Annotated in this window: 20 protein-coding genes; 5 read left to right on the top strand and 15 right to left on the bottom strand. The window is 62.7% G+C overall.

Going from position 1 to position 21605, the window contains the following annotated elements; genetic code table 11:
• Positions 1–49: 49 nt before the first annotated feature.
• The 10 genes from MFF62_RS20250 to MFF62_RS20205 all read right to left on the bottom strand — a co-directional run bounded on the left by MFF62_RS20250 (position 50) and on the right by MFF62_RS20205 (position 10588).
• The gene (locus MFF62_RS20250) at positions 50–1033 is read right to left on the bottom strand and encodes a FecR family protein (protein ID WP_238264913.1); all 984 of its coding nucleotides are present in this window, start codon (positions 1031–1033) and stop codon (positions 50–52) included.
• 87 nt (positions 1034–1120) lie between these two features.
• The gene (locus MFF62_RS20245; RefSeq protein WP_238264912.1) at positions 1121–1636 is read right to left on the bottom strand and encodes an RNA polymerase sigma factor; all 516 of its coding nucleotides are present in this window, start codon (positions 1634–1636) and stop codon (positions 1121–1123) included.
• Positions 1633–2328 (bottom strand): secretin and TonB N-terminal domain-containing protein, encoded by a 696-nt coding sequence (locus MFF62_RS20240; RefSeq protein ID WP_238264911.1) that lies wholly within the window; start codon positions 2326–2328, stop codon positions 1633–1635. Before MFF62_RS20240 ends, MFF62_RS20245 begins: the two co-directional genes overlap by 4 nt.
• Before the next feature lie 207 nt (positions 2329–2535).
• Positions 2536–3147 carry a YbjN domain-containing protein gene (locus MFF62_RS20235; protein WP_238264910.1) on the bottom strand — a complete coding sequence of 204 codons (612 nt, stop codon included), beginning with the start codon at positions 3145–3147 and terminating at the stop codon, positions 2536–2538.
• Between the two features lie 51 nt (positions 3148–3198).
• The gene (locus MFF62_RS20230) at positions 3199–4062 is read right to left on the bottom strand and encodes a GumC domain-containing protein (protein WP_238264909.1); all 864 of its coding nucleotides are present in this window, start codon (positions 4060–4062) and stop codon (positions 3199–3201) included.
• 11 nt (positions 4063–4073) lie between these two features.
• Positions 4074–5732 (bottom strand): putative porin, encoded by a 1659-nt coding sequence (locus tag MFF62_RS20225; protein ID WP_238264908.1) that lies wholly within the window; start codon positions 5730–5732, stop codon positions 4074–4076.
• Positions 5733–5905: 173 nt separating this feature from the next.
• Positions 5906–6619, bottom strand: coding sequence for an energy transducer TonB family protein (locus MFF62_RS20220; protein ID WP_238264907.1), 714 nt, complete (start codon positions 6617–6619; stop codon positions 5906–5908).
• A gap of 13 nt (positions 6620–6632) precedes the next feature.
• Positions 6633–7043 carry an ExbD/TolR family protein gene (locus tag MFF62_RS20215; RefSeq protein ID WP_101683502.1) on the bottom strand — a complete coding sequence of 137 codons (411 nt, stop codon included), beginning with the start codon at positions 7041–7043 and terminating at the stop codon, positions 6633–6635.
• 15 nt (positions 7044–7058) lie between these two features.
• Positions 7059–8819: a DUF2341 domain-containing protein gene (locus tag MFF62_RS20210; RefSeq protein ID WP_238264906.1), complete on the bottom strand. Its 1761-nt coding sequence runs from the start codon at positions 8817–8819 to the stop codon at positions 7059–7061.
• Positions 8820–8908: 89 nt separating this feature from the next.
• Positions 8909–10588 carry a ShlB/FhaC/HecB family hemolysin secretion/activation protein gene (locus MFF62_RS20205; protein ID WP_238264905.1) on the bottom strand — a complete coding sequence of 560 codons (1680 nt, stop codon included), beginning with the start codon at positions 10586–10588 and terminating at the stop codon, positions 8909–8911.
• A 231-nt stretch (positions 10589–10819) separates the two neighbouring features.
• Here MFF62_RS20205 and MFF62_RS20200 point away from each other — a divergent pair, with 231 nt between their 5' ends.
• From MFF62_RS20200 to MFF62_RS20185, 4 genes are all read left to right on the top strand, one after another.
• Positions 10820–11146: a hypothetical protein gene (locus MFF62_RS20200; protein WP_238264904.1), complete on the top strand. Its 327-nt coding sequence runs from the start codon at positions 10820–10822 to the stop codon at positions 11144–11146.
• A gap of 966 nt (positions 11147–12112) precedes the next feature.
• Positions 12113–12631, top strand: a complete 519-nt coding sequence (locus MFF62_RS20195; protein WP_238264903.1) for a hypothetical protein — start codon at positions 12113–12115, stop codon at positions 12629–12631.
• The gene (locus tag MFF62_RS20190) at positions 12612–13145 is read left to right on the top strand and encodes a helix-turn-helix domain-containing protein (RefSeq protein ID WP_238264902.1); all 534 of its coding nucleotides are present in this window, start codon (positions 12612–12614) and stop codon (positions 13143–13145) included. The genes MFF62_RS20195 and MFF62_RS20190 overlap by 20 nt, the downstream gene beginning before the upstream one ends.
• A gap of 3 nt (positions 13146–13148) precedes the next feature.
• Complete coding sequence (locus MFF62_RS20185) at positions 13149–13499, top strand: hypothetical protein (RefSeq protein WP_238264901.1); 351 nt, start codon at positions 13149–13151, stop codon at positions 13497–13499.
• A gap of 457 nt (positions 13500–13956) precedes the next feature.
• On the opposite strand, the gene MFF62_RS20180 is transcribed toward MFF62_RS20185, so the two are convergent.
• From MFF62_RS20180 to MFF62_RS20160, 5 genes are all read right to left on the bottom strand, one after another.
• Positions 13957–15513, bottom strand: a complete 1557-nt coding sequence (locus MFF62_RS20180; RefSeq protein ID WP_238264900.1) for an AAA family ATPase — start codon at positions 15511–15513, stop codon at positions 13957–13959.
• 23 nt (positions 15514–15536) lie between these two features.
• Complete coding sequence (locus MFF62_RS20175; protein ID WP_238264899.1) at positions 15537–16139, bottom strand: hypothetical protein; 603 nt, start codon at positions 16137–16139, stop codon at positions 15537–15539.
• A 160-nt stretch (positions 16140–16299) separates the two neighbouring features.
• Positions 16300–18021 carry a hypothetical protein gene (locus MFF62_RS20170; protein WP_238264898.1) on the bottom strand — a complete coding sequence of 574 codons (1722 nt, stop codon included), beginning with the start codon at positions 18019–18021 and terminating at the stop codon, positions 16300–16302.
• A 2-nt stretch (positions 18022–18023) separates the two neighbouring features.
• Entirely contained in the window at positions 18024–18386 is a 363-nt protein-coding gene (locus MFF62_RS20165; protein ID WP_238264897.1) for a hypothetical protein, read from the bottom strand.
• A 360-nt stretch (positions 18387–18746) separates the two neighbouring features.
• The gene (locus tag MFF62_RS20160; RefSeq protein WP_238264896.1) at positions 18747–19829 is read right to left on the bottom strand and encodes a tetratricopeptide repeat-containing glycosyltransferase; all 1083 of its coding nucleotides are present in this window, start codon (positions 19827–19829) and stop codon (positions 18747–18749) included.
• Positions 19830–20053: 224 nt separating this feature from the next.
• On the opposite strand from MFF62_RS20160, the gene MFF62_RS20155 reads away from it, so the two are divergent.
• A complete protein-coding gene (locus MFF62_RS20155) occupies positions 20054–21388 on the top strand; it encodes a tail fiber protein (protein ID WP_238264895.1) in 1335 nt (444 codons plus the stop codon).
• Positions 21389–21605: the final 217 nt, after the last annotated feature.

Raw genomic sequence — 21605 nt, 5'->3', positions numbered from 1 at the left:
GAATCGGCAAGGTTTTCCTTGAAGATTTGGTGACAGGATCGCGACGGAATCAAGACAGCAGCACCACGCCGCCAGGCAGATGGCGTGCACTCAGCCCAAATGAGTGCTGGATCTGCGCGATGGCCTTGTCAAGCGCATCGAGCTGGAAGCGACCCGTTACCGGTCGCATGGCCAGTTGGCTGGCCATCAGTACCAGCTTGCCAGGGCGATAGCGATTGATCTCGTTCACCACCTCGCCCAGCGGCGTTTCCGCAAAACGTAGGAAGCCTTCGCGCCAGACCGGCATGCCGGCGGCGTCAAGGTTGATCGCGCGGGCGAGTCGACGCGCGTCGTAGGACACCTGCTGGCGCGCCGTCAGCGTGACCGTGCCGGACGGGTGCGCCACCTGGACGAGTCCCTGCACGCAGGTCACGCACACCTGCTCGGCGAGATGGCGCACCTCGAAGCGCGCACGAGCACCCACGGCGCGGCCGGTGCCCGCCGATACGGCAAACGGCAACCGCGCATCGCCCATGTCAATGGCCGTCTCGCCCGCGATCAGGTCGATGCCGGCCACACGCCCTTGCGGGCGCACCGCGATGCTGGTGCGCGTATTGAGCTCCACGGCCACCCCGCCGCCGAGCGCCAGGTGCCGCTGCTCACCAGCCACGGTGCGATAGTCGGCACGCAGCTCGCGCGCGGACGGCCATAGCCCCAGCGGCGGAAACATCAGCGCGGTGGTTGTGGCGGCGACCGTCCCCACCGCGCCGCCCAGGAACGCTCGGCGCTGCCAATGCACTGGTGCGGGCGTGATGTCCGGGCGCGAGGCCAGCGGCTTCTGTTCAAGTAGTCGCTCGCCGCCCATCGCCAACAGCTTCCACCGCCGTTGTGCATCGGCAAACGCGGCGGCATGCGCGGGATGGGCCTGGCACCATTGACGCAAGGCGTCGCCATCGCGGTGCGTCATATGGCCGGCATCAATCCGCCGCACCCAGCGCATGGCCTGGCGTTCAATGCGGGTGAGACCGCGCGGGCGTTGGAGCAATGGATTCATGGTGGCAGTCATGGCGTCTGGCAAGCTCGCCGTGCAAGGTTGCATGACATCAAGACGGTTCTGGCACGCCGAATCGGCATAATTTGTTCAGTCATGCTTATCCATGTGCGCCACACAGTACTCATGGGCCCGTTTCAGTTCGAGCCCGATCAGGCGCGTCGACACGCCGAAGCGCAGGGCGGCCTCCTGGTTGGACAGTTCGTCCACGCGCACCGCCAGGAAGATCGCACGGCGGCGCGCCGGCATCTTTTCGATCAGCTTTGCCAGGGCCTCCATTTCGTCGCGCGCTGCCACGGTCTGCGCCGGCCCTGGGGCCGGGTCGGCGATTTCCAGCATCAGCGTATCGAGTTCCTCGGCGCTCATGAGGCGGCGGTCGCGCTGCAGGCGGTCCAACGCCAGGTTCGTCGCCATACGCATCAGGTAGGCGGCGGGGCTGGCCACCGGGCCGTTGGCGTCACTGCGGTCTTCCAGGTGCACCCACGTGTCATGCAAGGCATCGCTGGCCAGTTCTGCCGAACCCAACCGCCAGGTCAAACGACGCTTGAGATCGTCGTAGCGCTGCGTCAGGAGCTCGCGCAGGCTGGATCGCACCGCTTCACTCATTGCAGGCTCCGTGGCGCATCACATGGCATTGGGCAGCGCTCACCCTGCGGGCACTGCACGGGGCGCACCAGCAGCACGTAGGGCTGATCCGGGTTCTGCGGCGCACCGCCGATCTCGGTGTGGTGCAGCGCGGCGACAATCGCCGCATCACGCCCGCTGTCGCCAGTGGTATCCAGCAATCTGGCACGCTGCACGCGGCCTGTACGGTCGATTCGCACGGATAGCGCGAGCCGATAGGTTCCGAGCGCCAATGCTGGTCGCGCGCACAAGGTCTGTCGGACACGCGACTGGACCCGTGCATCGTAGGGCGGGCGCGCCGCGGCTACGCCCTGCCCGGCCGCCGTAGCCGGCGTCTCGCCAGTCGGCGTCAGGACGAACGCATCGCCTGCCGTCGCGTGTGCCACGAGGCCGGTCCCCTCCAGTAGTCGATGCAGGGCCTGCGAAGGCGGCATCGCGCCTTGTACCGGGTGTGACCAACGGCCGTCGGCCAACTCGGACGGATAGAACACCGACACATTGGTCTGTGTGTCATAACGGGCGAGCGCCGATTTCAGCGGCTGCGCCGGCAAGTCAAAGGCCATATCGGTCTCGCCACTGGCTACGCACGGCCATACCAGGCTGGCCGCAAGTGCAATGGTCGCGACGCGTCCAGGATTTGCGTGCGCACGGACGGCAGCGGTCAGACGTGCCATGGAGATCGAGCGGCCTGTGCATAAGGTGTGTGCCGGTCAGGAACAGCGTGGTGTCCGGTCAGATCCTGTCGATGCAGCCGGCCCTGCCAGCGCAACACCGTCCCGGATCGTATGAAGAAAAAGTGACGTTGCCATGACAAAAGGAGAACGGCACACCGTCGGGGAACGCCGGCGTGCCGTCTCAAAGTGAAGAAACGCTGGTCGGCGTCAGGCCCTGGCTACGCCGCCGCCTTCTAAGGCTTCTACGGCTTCCACGGCTTCTGCACCTTCTGCGTCGGCCGGTATGGTCTCTGGCGTCGATGGCCGGTAGTTGCGTAGATGCAGGAAAAACTGGCCCATCATCTGGATCCAGACCTGCATGGCCACCGAGAGGTAGGCCTCGGTCACGCCACCCGTGACCGTGACATCCATTTCGAGCACAAGGAAGTCACCATGCGACGCGATGCGCGCAAAACGGCGGCTGCGATGCCACTCGTTGAGCAATGCATCGGGAAACTGCCCGCCTTCCACGCGCAGCGGGCAGCTCAGCGTGAAATCGAGAAACTGCCCGTCGCTCACGCGATTACCCCACAGCACCTGGAAACCCACGCCATGGCTGGCACTGTGCAAGCGCGCGTTGCCATCTTCCTGCAGGAGATGCACGGCGCATCCGGCGTTACGGATAGCATCGGCCACATGGTCAGCGGTGACATGCGTGAGCAGCGCGGGCGTCGGGCTATCGGTAGCCGGGGCGGGAGAGGTAGCAGGAGCGGTATCCGCAACGGCCGGTGCGACGGTCGTCGGCTCCAGCGCTGCTTCAAGGGTGGTGGCTTCGGTCATGGGAACTCCTTGTTCACGTATCGGGTAGGGCGACTTGGGTGACGACATCCGTTACTGCGCCGTCGGTGTGGCGTCGGTGGGTGCAACGGCGGGTGAGTTGGCCGGTGAGATCGCCGGTGAGATGGCGGCCGCAGCACTGGCGGAGCTCGCGTGGACCGGAGCGCCTGTCGATCCCTCTACCGGCGTTTCGCTCGGCACTGCGGTCGATGACTCCCCCGCACGCACATCCGCCCGCACATCGAAACGGCCCTCGTAGAGCTTGTCGCCGTAATCCTGCGCGATCTGCTCGTAACGCACGCGGCTCTGCGCCGCGAACGGCTGACGCGCGGCCAGCACCGTCGCGACGTCTACCGTCTCGTAGGCGCGCAGGATGTCCTGCCCCACGCTGTAGAGCTTTGTATTGGCGCTCTCGCAACGCTTCAAGGCGGCCTGGCGCGCGCCAGCTTCGGCGACCAGGTTGCGGCGCTCGGCGTCGAGGGTGCGTGCCATACGCAGCAGCTCGTCATAGGACTTGCGATACTGGGCGATCTGACTGGTTGCCTTCTCTACGACGCCCTGTGTCTGCAGATGCGCCTGGCGCGTGGCATCGGCCAGTTGCTCACGCGCGCCACGCTCGGCGGCCAGTTGCGCCCGGACAGCATCGAGCTCCTTGCGCAGTGCGCTGGCGTCGCCGCCACCGGCCGCGCCACTGGTGGATGCCCGGCCGACCGACTGGCCAGACGACGGCTGACCGGCTTTCAGCGCCGCCAGTTCGTTCTGCGCCTGCTGCAGCTGCGTGGTGGTGATGCGGAGCTGGTTGCGCAGGCGCTCTTCCATGCTCGGCACCTGTTGCGCGTAAGCATTGCCTGCCACCAGTGTGACCAGGAACGCCAGGGTCGCCGGGCCCTGGATACGGCAGAAGATGGTCGGAAACACGTCATCCCCCTTTAGAACCGCGCGTTAAATTCGAACTGCAGCGTATCGATGGACAGCGGGGGGCCGAAGACTTCCTTCGTGGAGATCCACCGACCGGTCACCCATGCATTCTTGTCGAGCGCGTAGGAGCCGCCCAGGTAGTAACCACGTGCGTTGGTACCGCCACCGTGGAACGTGGAATCGTTGTACCCGTCGGGCATCGCATCCGGCTCGATGCGTTTGTAGCCGGCCAGCACGTTCCAGTCGCCGCGCGCGGCAGGCGTAGGCTTGCCGAACGTGGCCTGGAACATATAGGCATTGCCGCCGCTCTTGAAGTCCTCGCGGCTGGTGCCGCCACTGCCGCCAAAGTTGTTGACGATGCCGCCATTGGCGCGATTCCACATCTCGTCGGCGTCATACGCCAGGTTGCGGATGTAGTTACCGTCCAGGCGCAGGCCGTAGCCGGCCACCTTCGTATCCCAGCGCAGATTCACATCCATCAACTGGAACTTCGAGGCGAGGCCCACGTACTGCGGTTGCGGCGTATTAGCGGGATCCAGCGGATTGAGGGCGATATTGCGCAACAGCATCAGCGTGTTGCCCTTCTGCATGAAGGCCGGGCGGGTCCAGTCCGTGCTGCAGCCGTCGGCGCCCGCGTACAGCGCGCACGGCTCGGAGACGCGACCGGTGACGTTGTGGAAGTCGTAGTACGCCAATGCGCCGCGCAGGCGGTTTTCGGTATTGATCTTCCAGTCCGCCCCGACCTGCGCCCCCATCAGGTACTTCATCTCGCTCTTCATCTTCTCCTGGCTGTTCGACGGCGCGTTGTCCTTCGAGTATTCCAGCGGGATGAAGCCGAGCGTGCCGAACATGGTCACGTCGCGGTTGGGCAGCGCCTTCTCGAACTGCGCGGCCAGCCCGTCGAAGTTCAGGTCGTACGAATAGAGCGTGTCCGTCGAGAAGAAGGGGTTGCCGAAGCGCCCGCCTGTCACTTTCATCCACTCGAACGGCTGATATGATGCCCAGGCCTGGTCGAGCCACACATCCTTCTTGGCGAGGCCTCCACCGAGCGTCTGATTGGTGGAAACCGGGCTGTTGTCATTGCCCGTGGCCAGGCGCACACCGGCCTTCACGGTTTCCGTCACGTCAGCCAGCACGCCCACGCGGGCGCGGGCCCGCCACTGGTTGGGACGATTCTGTCGCGTGTTGAGCAGGGGCGGCAACGACAGGTTGGTATTCGGGTTGACGTCGAAGCCGCTGCCCGAATTGATGGCCGCCCAGTCGATCTGGATATCGCTGTTGTTGCCCGAATAGAAGCGCGACTCGTTGCGCAAACGCACATCACCCTCGACGCGAATGCGCTTGGTCCATTCCGGCGTCTCGTTCGGAGCGGCCCAACCCTCGGCTTTCGCCTGCGCCATGACCTCGCCCTTGACCTCGTCGCGGATCTGGTCGCGCACAGTTTCCGGGATATAGGGCACACGGACTTCGCCGGGCACGGCTGCCACGGTGCCCGCGGCGGTGCCGGCCACTCCGCCAGCCAGAGCACCGCCCGCGGCACCCGAAGTCGGGGCGGGACGCTGTGCCATCTGCGCGGCCATGGCTTCGGTCTGCGCCTGCGCCAGGAGCGCCTCGCCGGCGTTCTTTTCCAGCGCGCCGCTCTGGATCAGCCCGCGAATCAGCTTGATCATGGCGCTTTCCTGCGGCGCAGCGTCTTGCGCATGAGCAGTGCCAACGGTGGCCAGACACGCCAGCGCAACGGCTGCCGCCAGGGCGTTGGCGCACATGGCATGGCGCGGGGGATGAGCGAAAGGTTTCATCGTTCTATATTCGAAATGCTGTTGGGATGCAGGCAGACAAGCGCTTACGGCCGTCGCCCCTTGATAGACAGCCGCATCGGGAAGCGCAGCGATGCGGGCGGCTTCTCGTCGGCACGGAAATCACGGACCATGGCCAGTACGGCGTCGTCGGCCTCGGCACCGCCGGAGCCGCCCACCAATTGCGCGCGGGTCACCCGACCCTCGGCGTCGAGCCAGAGGTCAATGCGGATGTCGTCGAATGCCAACTGGCGCGTGCGCTTGTCGCGCGCGAATGCCTGCTGCAGGGCATTCGAGACGTAGGCCGAATACGATCGACTGCCAAGGCCGCCACCGCTGCCCGTCATGCCGCCGCCCCCGCCGGCCTGGATGCCAAAAGCGTCGTTACCCGCCTGGGCGGCGCCATCGATCGTCACGGCTTGGCCCAGGTCCTGCGACGGGCTGGGCGGCGCATCGTCCTGCGGGGCTTCAGTGGGCTCGGCCGGCTTCGGCTCAGGCTCCACGACCTCGGGCTTGACCGGTTCGGGCTCGGGGAGCTTTTCTGGCTCAGGCGGTGGGGGTGGCGGTGGGGGCAGCACCAGCATCGGCGTGCTGGGCACCTCCCGCCGTGTCGCGGCGGTGTCCGACAGCAGATGCCAAAGCAGCAGTCCTACCGCAGTCAGCGCCAGGGCGGCTATGCCGACACCGCCCCAGCGCCGCCATAGCCGCCTTAGCAGCGCGGCTTGGCCCGGGGATGCCAGCGAGGGTTCGTGACGGTTCACGCTCGTCGCTCCCTCAGGCCGGCTTGCCGGTCACCAGACCGATTTGGTTGAGATCGATCCTGCGCAGCAGATCGAGCACCTCCACCACCTTCGCGTATTGCACCGACGCGTCGCCGCGCACGATGACCGGAAAATCCGGTGTCAGCGCCTTCTCAGTCCGCAGCCGCTCCTCCAGTTCAGCGAGCGACACGGGATAGGCGTCCAGGAAGACCTGGCCCGCGTTATCGACGGTAATCGCCTTGGTCTTGGGCTTTTCCAGCGCGACCGACGCGCTTGCCTTCGGCAGATCTACCTTGATGCCCGGAATGCTGGCATTGCTGGTCAGAATGAAAATCACCAGCACCACCAGCAGGACGTCGACGAACGGGGTGATATTGATGCCACCACTGCGCTTGCGTACGCCGAACCTGTTTGCGTTTGCCATGATCGCGGCTCCGCTTCAGGCGCGTTGCAGGACAGGCGCGTGACGCCCTTCGCCCTGCTCTTCGGCCAGGCGCGTGGCGAATTCGTCCACGAACACAGCCATGTCGGCGGCGATGGCGTCCGAGCGGGAGGCCAGCCAGTTGTAGCCAAACAGCGCGGGAATGGCGACGCCTAGGCCTGCGGCCGTACACAACAAGGCCGCGGCCATACCCGGCGCCACCGAGTTGATGTCCACGGCACCGGCCATAGCTGCCACCACGAACACCAGCATGATGCCGATCACGGTACCGAACAGGCCGACGTACGGGGCCCCTTCGATGGTGGTGGACAGCCAGTTCATGCGGCTGGCCATACGCTCGCTCTCGCGCACCATCACGCCATCCATCGAGGCGCGGATGGCACCAATCGTGGCCGCCCCCACCGCGTTGGTGTCGTAGCCCATCTGATGGCGGCGGTGCAGCTCGTCGACGGCGATCTCGTACAAACGCCAGAGCGACGAATGCTGCTTTACATCGGCCGTGACACGGCCCGTCTTGGCCAGATGGTCGAGCGATACGCCCGATGCTTCACGGAACTGCGCCATGAAGGCCACATTGGCCCGTGCATTGGCGCCGAAGCTGCGGCCCTTGGTAATCATGATGGTCCACGAAGCGGCCATCATCAGACCCAGTACCGCCACGACAACCCAGGCGTCCAGCGGCATCGCCGCGAGGATGTACCCGAAATGGCTCTTTCCGGCCTGTTGCTCGTCCGGGCCGAATGCCACCAGACGCGAATCGGCGCCTTGCGATACGGCATCGGCCAGCAGCATGGCGGCCGGCCGCGCCACCTTCGAGACCCGGACTTCGTCGATGGCGCCCGGGAACGCGCCCTTGCCCTCGCTGTCCGCCCCAATGAACGCATGCGAATTCAGTGCGGGCAGCGCTGCCTGCACGGTCGCGGCCGACCGGCCGCCGACGTACAGCGTGACGGCCTTGCCATCGGCGATAACGGCCACATGCGACCACTGGGCGGCCTGGATGGGCTGGCCAGGATTGCTGCGCTGGCCGTTGACCTGCACGAACGGGACGCCTTGGTCGACACCGATGAGCAGCTCGCCTGCACCGTCGCGACGGGTGTAGAGCAGTTGCTGCGCACCCAATTGGTCAGGGCGTACCCACGCGGAGAATGTGAACGCACCACCGGCCTGGATCGCCAGCGACGGCGAGGCAGGCAGCGCCAGCGCGGTCGTGCCGAGTTGCGCACCCTTGCCGATCACCGTGCCTTCGATACCGACCACAGCCGTCTGGCTGTTGTTGCCATAGGCAGTGCTGTCGCGGGCCGGCACGCTGCCTTCGGCAAAGTGGTAGACCAGCGTGAAATCCGGGTCGAACACGCGCTGCCCATTGCCCGATGCCGGCGCCTTCGGGTTGCCGTAGTACATCCAGATCTGCTGTTTGCCATCGGCCGACACGGCGGGCACTTCCACCCAGACCAGCGCGATACCCAGCAACGGATCGAACTGCTCGATCTGGTGGTTGAGTACGGTCTTGTCGTCACCGGCCACGAAACGGAGGTCGGCGCCGGAATCGCTGACACCCTCGAAGCTGAAATTGCCGGTATGCAGACGCAGCAGAACCGGTGTCCGGCCAGCGTTGCCGCCAATATTGCCGCCTTGCGGCCCGGCATCAATCGTCACCGGTTTGCGATAGGCCCAGTCTGGTTGCCACCAGGCATGGGCCAGACTCGGCAGGAGCGTGCTCGCCAGAGCAAGCAGCAGAAGGAGGGAACGTCGCATGACAAGGGTTCTCCGTTGCGTTCTTCGGAATTCGGTTTGGATGCGAGGCGCTAAGCGCCCCAGCGAATCAATTCGGGGTCAAATGGCGGTCAATAGGTCGCGATGACGCTGAAATTTAGCCGCGGGTCGTAGCGCTCGGTACGCTGGCCATCCTTGAGTGGAATGCCCAGGTCGAGCCGGCCATTGACGTAGCGTGCGAGTCGGAAGCTGGTGCCAATGCCGACCGACGCCAGCGAGAAGCGGCTCGTCTGCTCGGGCAACGGATCGCGCAGACGTAGCTGGCCCGCATCGGCGAACGCGTAGACGCGCCAGTCCTCGATCGTGCTGCCAAAGAAGTCCAGCGGCGGCGTGCGGACTTCGATCGAGCCCACCACGCCGTAGTCGCCCGTGCTTTCGGCGGACAGGTAGCCACGCACAGAATTCATGCCGCCGGCAGCGATCTGTTCGCTCGACACGAGCGGCGAATCGGTGATTTGCCCCGCAAGCCGCCACGCCACCTGGGCGTTGCCCGCGAAGTTGTACGTGCCATTGGTATCGCCCTTGAGCAGCAGGAAGCTTGGCGACGCCTTGTAGCGCTTGTAGTCGAATTCCTTGTAGTCGCTGCCGTAGCCCAGGAAGCTGCGCGTGCCGGCCACCATCGCGACGTTCAGTCCGTACTGGCCCCGCGCGGTTTGCGTAAAGCCAGCGTACGACAAGGTGATGGGCGCGTACTTGAGCGGGACGGTGTCGCCTGCCGAGCCAAGGCGCGTTTCTTCCTTGTTGTCCTTGAAATCGACACCCAGGCTCAGTGCGTGATACCAGGCCCCGCTGTTCGGCACGGTGTAGGTGCCGCGCACGCCGATGGAATGGCCCTTGCCCAGCACGTTGGTGCCGCCCACGGTGGCTACGTTGCTGTCGGACAGGTAGCCCGAGACTTCCACGCCCCAGTTGGTGCCCCGAATGGGCGCCAGATACGAGCCCGACCACACCTGGGTCTGGTTCAGGTCCTGCGGCGAGCCGAAGAAGCTTAGCGACGCGCTGTGGCCCAGCTGCCAGAGGTTGTCGTGGCCAATCGAGGCAATGGCGCGCAACTCCTTCGTGTCCGCGCTGTAGTCGTTATTCACACCCAGGCTTGCCCGCCAGGGGCTGCTGTCCTCGACCTTGAGATCCACATCCATCGTGCCCGGCAGCGCGCCCTGCTTGACCAACGGCATCACCTGGCGCTTGCCACTGCGGTTCAGTTCCGTAAGCTGCGCCTGGGCTTGCGTGAAGTCTGGCACCGCACCCTCGGCGAGCGCCGGCACCTGTTCACGCACCTCGCGCGGCGATTGATACTCCGTGCCCACCACGCGCACGCGGCCCACACGGGTCTCGCTGACCTGCAGATAGACGATGCCGCCGGTCACCTGTTGCTCGGGCAGATCGACGTAGACGGACTGGTACCCCTTCGCCTGGTAGACGGCCAAGAGCGCGTCGCGGGCCGCCTCAATGTCCTTGAGCGTGCGCGACGGCCCGAGATAGGGCGTGACCGCGCGTTCGATCGCGCGTACGTCCAGCACCGTGTTGCCGCGCACGACGTATTCGTTGATGTCGACGCGGCGCTCCGGCTGCGCCTCGGTCTGGCTTTGCGTTTGGTTTTGCGCCTGGCTTTGCACCTGGACTGGGGCCGCCGCGTCGGCCTTCGCCCCGTCGGCCTGCGCCAGCGCAGCCCCCTGAGTTCCCAGTCCAATCACCGCTGCGCACACCGCCTGCCATGGCGGCGACACGCCCTTCTTCTTCCTGACTCGCATGAGTTGACTCGACCTTCTTGTATCGATTGCCAGCCCCGCGTGCCATGGTCCCGACCAAGGACGACACTATCTGGGGGCATCACGCCGCGAGACATGATGACCAGCGCTCATGTCAGCGTTACGCACAGATGCCTAGACGGTCCGTCATTGGCAGATATGTCGTTTGTCACGAAAACTTCATGTTCAAAGACGGAATGCGGCGTGACACTTCACGCAAATCAAGGAGACGCCATGTGGAATGGAAAGGGGATTGCGGTGATCGCGGCGTTGATCGTCGTCAGCGACCTGGCATGGGCCGACATGCCCGACTCGCCGGCCAAGCCCACCTGCGTAGACGTGGAGGTCAACGGGGAGCGCGCACCTTCGTACGCTTGCCTGACGCAGCAATTGGCGCCAGCACACAGTGCAACGACCGAGCAACGGCAACTCGGCTCGGAATCCATAGCGAATCGACCGTCGAATCAGCTCGGCCTGTATAACCGCGCCGCGACCGAACACCGAATGGGCAATACCTTCGGAAGTTCCGTGCTGCCACAGCGGCCCGTGGACAACAAATAGGAAGGCCAGCCCCCCTACTGACGTAGTGTCCTCGTCCAGTTCGTGCCTGCCGATGTCGCCGTTCTTAATGTGCGCCAAACGACTCTTATTGCAGAATCGCGCCATATCGGTCGCAGCCTATGCCACCTGAACCATCGATGGATAGGCTAAGGACAGGCGCCCTGCAAACAGACAGCAAGGGGCCTAGACCGCCGAACTGATGCCGCGGTACTGGGCCTCTATAGATCCTTTTCGATGCATAGGGTCGCCTGCATATCGCTTGGTGCCCCCTCCCGTTACTCCACCATCGCGCCGGCGACACCCTCCACCGCGACGGTCATGGTCTTGCGCCGCCCACCGGCATCGCTTGGAGGGGGGGTGTCGGTGAGCGAGACAGCTCGACTTACGTCCCAGACAAGCGGACGTGCAACTGCATAAATTGAAGCAACCCGGCGCCGTAGCGCCCCGATCGGTTCAGGCGGTAGCCGAGGACGCTGCCTGGGTTAATTCTGAGTAGAGCAGCTGAAAAACTGGGAAAGAGCCGACAGACCCTCGCCTTGCGCACATTCAGCTAAACCATTGATTTTGTTCATCTTTCAATCTCAGAAAGAACTGAAAATGGTACGAGGAAAAGAACTCGATCCCCAGCAACTTAGCTCAACCACGCGCCGTTCTGGGAAAGCCCGGAAAAAAGCCAGAAAATCGACCTGCGTCGGGGCTTGATCTGAATCAGCCCTCCCGCTTTTACCTCGACGATAGGAACCCACAGTCCAACTGGCAAAACGGACACGCACGCTGCCAGCCTCGCGCTTCCCGGCTATGTGCTGTGCCCTGTCCGCTCAGCGGTTGCTGGACACGCCGGGCGCGTACTTAACAAGCGTTGGGGACACCTCGGCAAGGTCGCAGACGCTTATGAGCCCCACAAGCAAAGATTTTTTGATATGCTCCGCCCCAGGAGCCTTGAATTGACATATAAGTGAACCGATAATGATTCATCTCAGGGAGTTGTTCAGCGAGCAGATTGGTAAGGTGCTCGATGAAGTGAGCGGTACCAAGCTGTCCAGCTACCCGATGCGATGGAAAGCTTACTTTCCGGTCGTTGGACCGGAGGACGAATCCGGTGACCTGTTTGGTGCGGTAGGCGGATACTCGGAGAAGCACTATGGGTCGTTTGTCAGTTCGCTCATCATGCTCAGAACTGCGTGCGCGCAGGACATGCTTAATCCGCCACTCAACGACCGGAACTGTCATGCGATGGTCCACTTTAAGTACGAAGATAACAACCGAACCATCTATGAACTCATCAATGGCCAAGTGCGAACGCCGTGGTTCTACTGCCCCTTCCGTCACCGCCAACTGATCGTGTCTCATTCGTTCCTGAAAAAAACTCAGAAGGCACCTACGGCAGAACAAAATCACGCCATTGCTTTGTACAAGGACTACTCTCGCGACATGAGGGCTCACCCCAAGCCACAGGTAACGTTCCATGCCGACAAAAAAAAATGAAGTTGTAGAAAGAAAGCCTCAAGGCCTTGGGGCTTTTCTGACACGGCGCCCTTCGCCCGAAACTAAAAAGAAGCTCAGACGGTACGCCGTTACCGCTCAGATCAAGGGCGTGATGATGGCAAAGGGAATTTCACAGAAAGCCCTAGCCGAGAAAATGGGTAAGAAGGAATCCCAGGTTTCCAGACAACTGGGTGGGGCGAACATTACGCTCGACACATTGTTCGAGCTTGCAGATGCTGTAGGCGAGGAGGTGGAAATCCATGTTGGAACTGCTTACCGCAACACAGCATGGGCAATGGTCCAGGTTGCTGACAACCCCTTGATTGCAGAACTGGCTTCCTCCGTTTTCCTCACCATTGAGGACCAGTCAAATAACTTCGGTAGCGATTACAAATGGGATTTAGCTAGCGGTTACAAGTTGTTTACGAGTCCATGCGAAAAACAACTTCTCCAGGCCCCAAGTTGCGAAGACGTTAGCTTTATTGAGTTGGCACAGATTACTTTTCAGGATTGAGCTATGTCAAAGATTTATAAGAATCGGAAGGATGGCACCACTTTTGACTTGGAATACCCATCACCGCTTCCTGAAATCTATGTAGATGGAATTTCGCAAGCTATCATCGGCGCCCCTGTTTCGAAGCTCGTATTTCATTCCATAACCCCTCAGACAGAAGAGCAAATAGAGGAAGGCGTCGAAAGTAGAACTGTTGCAACGCAAATTGCGATCCCAACTCATCAACTTCTTTCGATGTGCCAAATGATCGTTCATGCTTTGAAAGCCAATGAGCAAAGCCTCACCGTGCACTATGAGAAGCTTACCTCTCAAGTAAAAGAAGTTCTGAATTCGACGCAAGTTTCCCCGAAGTAATTGGGGATAGGCGGGCACTTCGCTTGGGGCGCCTTGGCGCCGCTCTCTCTCACGGCCAATGGATACACTGCATATCCATAGTTCCGGGCAGCAACGCCCCGCCTCGCCCAACCGCCGCACCCGCCCGCCCCGAAGGGCGGATTTCCGCGCAGCCTATCGATCCCAACTACCTGCCTTCGCTCCATTACGACATGGGCAAGAAACTGGGGTTGCGGAGAAATCCCGCGCCAAGGCCCTATCTTGTGTTGGCAGGCAACTCTGCCGGTATCAAGTAGTCGTGGAAGAATGCTGATGTTATGGCGGCGTGACTATACACGTCACGCGCAGAGACGTTTGTGTGGGAAGGCGTCGAATATCAGTTTGAGCTCCTGCATGCCTTCAAATTCCGCAACGCCCTACTGTGCCACCCGCTATGGCGGCGATGATGTACGTTACCGTCGGATTTCCCCGAATCCGACTACGCCAGCACGGCACGGCGGGCCCGTGCGGCATTGCTTGCTCCCCCAATAGGATTGCCAGATGCGGGAACCGCGCGGTCCCGCCCCCAGGCCCTGATGGACTCGATCTGCTCGGGACTCGTTTTGGACAGCGGCACGACGTTCTGGAAACTACGGCGGAACAACTCATTCGACACCGCCGCATCGCCGTTCAGGTAAGCTTCCTTGACGACTTCACGCACAGCCGATTCCAGGTCCGAACCCGCAAAGCCTTCCGACAGGTCAACCAACTCGCTCATCAAATCGGTATCCACGCCACGCTTCAGGCCGCGCTGGACGTAGATACTGATGATTTCTCGCCTTTCCTCCGGCGTGGGCAAATCCACGAAGAACAGTTCGTCGAATCGGCCGCGACGCAGCAATTCTGGCGGCAAGCGGGACACGTCATTGGCGGTCGCCACCACAAATACCCGCGACCGTGCCTCCTGCAACCAGTACAGGAACTGGCCAACAAGCCGCGTAGAGGTCCCGCCGTCGCCCGCACCTTGCATGGCACCCGCGAGGCCCTTTTCAATTTCGTCGATCCAGAGCACGCATGGCGATACGTGGTCAGCCGTACTCAACGCGTCCTTAAGCCGTCCCTCACTCTGGCCCAGGTACTGACCATGAATGGTAGACAGATCCAGCCGGTACAGCGGCATCTTCCAATTGTGGGCAATGGCCTTTGCCGAAAGCGACTTCCCGCAGCCAGGAACGCCTACGAGCAATACCCCTCGCGGAGGCCGGATGCCGCGCTCGCGAAGGTCCGCGGTCAGTAGTGGGCGCTCCTTGTCGAGCCATCGCTTCAGCCCACCCAGACCGCCTACGTCAAGTTCTGCTCCACGTACCTGGACCCGCTCGATACCGGAGATGTCGGCAAAAATCCGGTCCTTGGCGTGCGTCAATTGGGTCAGATCGGACTTCACGATACTGCCGTTGGCCAACAGCGTGGCAATGATATTCTCGGCCTCGATACGCGATACGCCGGTAAGAATGGCCGCGGCCTCCCGCTCGTCGGCCTCATCCCATTCGATGTGATAGTCCGCACGATAGGCGCCGATCTGCTCCTTAATGATCTCGAGCATCTCGTCTTCGTTTGGCGCCGAAAGGACGAGCGACATACCGAGCCGTTGCAGTTGGCTCCATACGGGCTTGGTGGTGATCACCGCAATGGCCCCGCCATTTTCTGCCGCGAGCATCACGGCATCCTGCAATTGCCGTGCAAAGGCAGAATCCGCCTCAATGTCGTCGACTTCCGTCAGAACAAATGTCAGATTCTGACGCTGTGCGATCTGCTGACTGGCGAAATCAAGCGCCCCATGCACGGAACGGTCATCATTGGCCGACCGACTGCTCACGAGCTCCCGCATGCCTTGTGAAAGGGTGTGCACATACATTGGCGCATTGCTCAAACCCTGGGAGATATCCTTGAGGATATCGAGCACGCGGGCCCGCTCGGCACTCCGAATGGAGATAAACGGGACACGGGCCTTCAGATAGCGCGTCAGGGTGCTGCGGAATTCCTTGGTATCACTCATGGAGGGACTGGCAAAGCAAAGCGTCAGGCAAGAATGGTTCTGCGTCGGCGGGCGCCGGTGGAAACCATCGGGGAATTTTCCTGGCCAGCGACGGGGCTGGCCGAGGATGGCATGTTCGCCGCCTGCTCGGCATAACGCAGCAGGCTGTTGTTGCGGAGGATGTAACCTAGCTGCCCACTCCGGTCCGCGCGCGCCGAGTCCTCCAGCGACTGCTGCGCCTGCTCCGCATAGTTGCGAACCAGCGTCTGCACCAATTCCGACAACTCCTTTGGGAACGGAGCGCACAGCGAAAACCGGTAAAGCACCGCGAGCTTGTTGCGCGCGTTAAGCAGCGCATTCGTCAGCAACCCGTGGTTCCCAGCGAATTTCAGGTCACGCGAGATGTCCTTGGCGATACACGTCAAACGCTGGTTGACCACACCGCTCACCCGCTCGGCAAACAAGGGCGCCACGCCGCCAGTCCAGCTGAGCGAGCCGGCGTTCATCGCCTGCATCACCGCTTCGTCCTGGTTTGCGCCCTCGAACAGCTCGAGACAGGATGACCAGCTTGCGTAGGTATCCGGAGGCGTCATCGTTCCATCTACCGCACGCGGCGCAGAAACGGCGTTGCGGGTAGAAGATTCCACTGTGGAAACGCGCCGGCCAGGACCTCGTTGGCCGGAAGCGGCACGGGGTTGGCAACCTGCGCCGCGGGCGTCGCCCCGGCATCCGCGTTGGGAACTTCGACTGAAGCGGCTTGCGTGGCGCTAGCGTCGGTCATCAAATTACGGGCCATGGGGCGGGCTCCTATGCAGCTTGCGTCATCACGCGACGGGTCTTTTCGTGCGTGCTCGACGTGTATTGTTCAGGGGAAATGCCGTCCAGCAGGTGACCAACGTGGGCCGCGAAGGCATCGCGCGCCGCGACGTCGCGGCGCCACTCCACGACTTCCGCGAGTGCCGCCTTAAGGGCCGCCGAACACTGCTCCTTTTTCTTAGCAGCTTCCTCGACGACCTTCGCCTTCGCCTTGGCAATCTCTGATTTGGCCATGAAGAACCAGCCAATAGCCACAGCGCCAACGAGCAGGGAGAACCAGCCAGCACTGAGTGTCATCAGGACAGCGATCACCCCCACGGCAAGAGCGGCAAAATGCTTGAAGCCGAGCTTGATCGCGGCCAGTGTGTTGTCACGCTCATTATCGAGATGCTGGCCGAGCGCACTGAGCAAGGGGGCCTCGTTGTCGCCATTGCGGGTGACACCCTCCCAGCCTTCGACAGCAATCTGGATATCTGTGGGCACCTGGTTGCGGAACGATGCTGTCAGGTCGTCATGCGCGTTTCGCACCCATGCGCGAGATAGCGCAATGGCGTATCGCTGGGTCGCACGCGTGGCATGACTGAGTTCCGGGTTCATGGCCGCGTTTGTCAGCAACTGCGTGAAACTGACCGTCTCTTCCAGCGCCGCCGTCTCCAGCGCGTGCTTGCGCTCCGCCGCCGGCCGATCCCCGGAATGGTTAATGATCAACTGGTTCAGATGGTCTTCGCGGCGCAGCGGGAGCTCTTCATCGTCGAAACGCGACACCAGCTTGTCCAGCAGCCCATCCACGGCCGCTTCCACGCTGCGCGCCGTTTCCAGCGCGCCCTCGAAGATGCTCCGGAAGTGCTCGAGGACGTCCTTGTGCAAGGCCGCTTCGTTCAGAGACTGGTTCAGGCGCGACCACGTCGGGCTGAAGCGCGAAAGATGCGAGTACTTGCCGGAATGATCGGTTTCCTTGAGCTTCACGCGCAAGCCCGTTTCCCATTGCGCGCGCTGCGTTTCAACGAAACCGGCGGCCTCGCTCAATTCCTCGACCCATTGCTCCACCTGCCTGGTGCAATGCATCCGGATCTCGCCGCCGAACACCCCACTTGCCAACGCGTCGACCAACACCACGGTCTGGCGATCCAGGCTTGCAGGGTTTTGCATGCCAAAATAGCGCTCCAGCCATGCCCTGCAGGCTTCGACACGACCGGCGCGGCGACACACCAGTGCGAAGAGCAGCGAGGTCTTTTCGTCATCGCGCCTGAGCGCTTCGGCCAGGGCGCGACGCGCCAGGTCTTCCTGATCGTTGAGCCAGGCAGCCAGGGCCACCAACGCCGGCGCCAGCCAGTACCGAGGCGCCTGCAGCATCAGTTCCTCGGTCGCGGACTTCATCGTCTCGCCGCGCACCACGCTCAGGTCTGCCGCCTGCAGGATACCTGTCGCCTGGCGACGCACATCGGCGTAGTAGCCATAGGTCGTCTCCAGCGCCTGACGGACCTTCACCTGACGCGTTTCGGCGAGCGCCAACTCCTTCGCTTTCACGTCGGCTTCCACGAAGCGCATGAACGCCTCTTCCAGGCGGGCCAGTTCTGATCGCGTATCGCTTAACTCGTTGCCAACAGCAGAAACCTGAGTCGATACCGCCTCGATATCACGATTGATGCTCTGCAGACCCCGAGTGATTAGCGTGAGATCAGCAACCTGAATAATTCTTTCGCCAGCACTCATGTTCAATCCCTGACAATAGACACGTCGCCGCTATCAGAGACGGCGATGACTTTATCGGTGTAGATCTCTACAAACGCGTACTTTCCGCTGGCAGCCAGCACCCTGCCACGACCGAGCAACGGCGGCAGTGATTCGAAACGCTTGTAGTGATGGACAATATTGCCGACCCGGTCGAGGGTATGGACTTCGTATGGCTCGCCCAGAAAACACTGGGAAACGATGCCAACCGGCAACTGGTCGATGGTGACATCAGGCAATTCGTCACGGATGGCGGCCACAACGGCTTCTACCGCCTGGCGGTCATGCGTGTGGCCACCCGCATCAAGCTTGCGTATTGCCTCGATATACCCGGTTGACCGCTTCATACGCAGTCGCGCCTCAAGCTTCGCTGCGGATAATCCAACTCCGGGCGACGGGCGAGCCGATGCAAGCGTCGACACTGTTGAGGTCGGCGCCGCGCTCAATAACTTCCTTGCCATTCTCAAGTAATCCGCTTCAGGGCCAACGGGCAAATAGATTCGACGAGCGGTAGCAGCGCACGCACGCTACCGGGTCCGCATCATCACATGAATTTCGGCGTTTGCGTCACATCTCATTACCCCACAAAGGTCGGGGCGGGCAATAGCAAGCACGAGCCTGCCGAGTAGGAAGTGAAACGGAATTTGCGAGTATGTGCGCTCCGGGATCCCGAACTCTAATGCCCAGCCCCGAACATGCGAATGGCGCTAGATACCGAAGTACTGGCAGTTAGCCACGATGCGGGTGCGTTCGCTTTCGGGAAACTGTTGCTCCGCGATCAGCCGCTGCAGTGCGCGGCGACCCTGGTCGATGGCGCCCACGTAGAAAGCGCTGACGACGAGTTCATCAAGTGCGCGCCACACATAGACAGAATCGTCGACAAACAGCGAGTCGGACGGACGCGGCACGGCGGCGGCCTGCTGCGCGAAAAGGTGCGCGAGCGCGAATTCGCCCCGCAGCCGGTGGTAACGCGCCAGCGCGCAGAGCGGTTCCGCGCGCGTGGGTCGAAGCTGGTAGGCATCGAGATAGGCCGCTTGAACTGCGACCTGTGCGTCGCCGCGGCGTTCGCGCAGCGCACCGATTTGAAAGCGCGCGAACCAGACTTCCTCTTCCCAGCCGCCCATCGCGGCGCGTTCCTCATAGTGGCCGATGGCCTCGTCCAGCTTGCCCGCATCGCGACAGCTTTGCGCGAGATAGAAGCGGTAGCGCGTGTTGCCGGGCGCCTCGCGGACAGCCTTTTCCAGCAACTCGATGTCGCGCAGGTACGTGTGCGGATCGCGCGCCCGCGCGCCGTCGCGCGACACGACAATGGTGGCCTCAGGTAGCGCTTCCCAACGGTGCGGCCCGTCCTGCGTCAGATATTCGTGCAGGACGCCCTCCCACCGCCATGGCTGACACGCGCGCACCAGAGCGTTGCGCAAGTAGTGCCAGCCATCAAGCTCGCAGCGAAACTGGTAGCCGTCGGCCTGCAGGTCGAGCCACGCGAAGTCAGGTGCCATGCGCAGCGTCTCGTCGGCGTCAACACACAGCAGATAGACGTCCGCGCCTGCCATGGCCGTGCGGGCGAGCGCCATGGCTTCGTTGCGGTTGTGAGCAAAGTCGCGCCATGGGCGCTCATGCAAGGTGCCCGGCACGTCGGCCATGAACTGGCGAATCGTGCCTTGCGTGCCGTCGCTCGACCCCGTGTCCACGATGACCCAATGGTCAATCCACGGCTTGACGCTGGCCAAGCAGCGTTCGATCACCGGGGCTTCGTCCTTGACGATCATGTTCAGGCAGATGCGGGTCACGCGAGACTCCGAGTAGCAAAAATCCGGGGCGAAGCATACCCGCTTTGCCGGTCCCGCGCGAATCATGCGCGCAGCCTGTCTGCCCCTCCGACGGGGGGTGAAAATGCAATGCCCCGTTTGAGTCAATCATCGCTAACATGCTGGCCGCCACGCGCAGCGGCCCCGCATACCCGCTTCCGAGGCCACATCCTCAAAAACTATCAATTCTCACGGGAACGGGAAAAATGAAACAACGACAATGGGCTGCCGCCCTTTCGATTGCCACCGCTGTACTTCTTGCCAGCTGCGGTGGCGGCGACGACACAGGAACCAGCGCCAGCACCCCGACGGCACTGCCGGCAGCAACAATTTCGGGCACGGCAGCCACGGGTGCGCCCATCACCAATGCGGCGCTGATGATCAAGTGCGTCAGTGGTCAGACTACCGTCACCACCGGCGCAGATGGCAACTGGAGCGCCTCCACGGCTAATCTGGCGCTGCCTTGTGTACTGCGTGTAACCACAGCCTCGGGCGAAGTGTTGCATTCGTACATCGAAAGTGCCGGCACCACCAACGTCACGCCAATTACCGAACTGGTAGTCGCGGCAGCGTCGGGCAATGCCGATACCGAAGCATTTTTCGCAAGTTTCTCGACGGTCTCCGCCGCGGCCGCCAGCGACAAGCTGGCGCTGGCCATCACGCAGGTCAAGCAACGCCTGGCGTCCCTCGGTGTCGACGCCGATTCGCTGAATCTATTGAACCAGAAGTTCAATCCCCGCAACGGCGACAACTACGACGATCGCCTGGAAGAGATCGCGGCCAAGCTCAAGCTGGCCAATTCGACACTGGCAGCGCTATCGAGCGATGTGGCGCAGGGCAAGGTGGGTCCGGTGGGCCCCACTGGCGCAACGGGTGCTACGGGCGCAACCGGCGCCACGGGGGCGGCCGGTGCCACCGGCGCGACGGGCGCAAACGGTGTGGATGGTTCAACGGGAGCGACGGGTCCGCAGGGACCGACTGGCGCCACGGGGCCTCAGGGCAATACGGGTGCTACGGGTGCTACGGGTGCTACGGGTGCTACGGGTGCTACGGGTGCTACGGGCGCTACCGGCGCAACGGGTGCTAACGGTGCGACTGGCCCGACCGGCGCCACGGGCACCGCCGGCTCAAATGGGGCGACTGGCGCGACTGGCGTAACCGGGGCCACGGGCGCTACCGGGCCGGCAGGTGCAACGGGTGCCACGGGCGCGACCGGTTCCACAGGCGCAACTGGCGCCACGGGCCCGGCTGGCACGGTTCCCGGCTTGGGCAACGGCGACACCGTCGTGGGCGACGGCGTTGGCAGCGACTGCACGATGGCCACGGTGTGGCTGTCCGCCACAAGCTTCGCGGCTGGCGGGATGCGTGCCGACGGGCGCGTCATGAGCATTCAGAGCAATCAGGCCCTGTTCGCGCTGCTGGGTACCAAGTTCGGCGGCGACGGCGTCACCAACTTCCGGCTGCCGGATCTGCGGGCGCTGGAGCCGACCGGCCTGTACTACGTGATCTGCACGCAGGGCATCTTCCCGAGCCGATCGTAAGCTTCTATCCCTGATGGGACACTTGGCCACCATGAGATCTGAGTGTCCCAATGCCATGCAGCTAGGGTTCGACAGGAAGACACGCCCGGCGCAGGTGGAGCGCGGCCGATAAGGCCGGTTCCGCCAGGCGCACACCGGCATTGCGTTTGCTGTGGTGACCGATGGCGTGCAGGCGCGCGAGCCCACAGGTGTTGCTACGTAAGGCATCGCCGCACTG

Source organism: Cupriavidus pauculus (assembly GCF_022179805.1).
Lineage (GTDB): Bacteria > Pseudomonadota > Gammaproteobacteria > Burkholderiales > Burkholderiaceae > Cupriavidus > Cupriavidus pauculus_E.
This window is presented reverse-complemented; position numbering and strand designations above follow the sequence as displayed.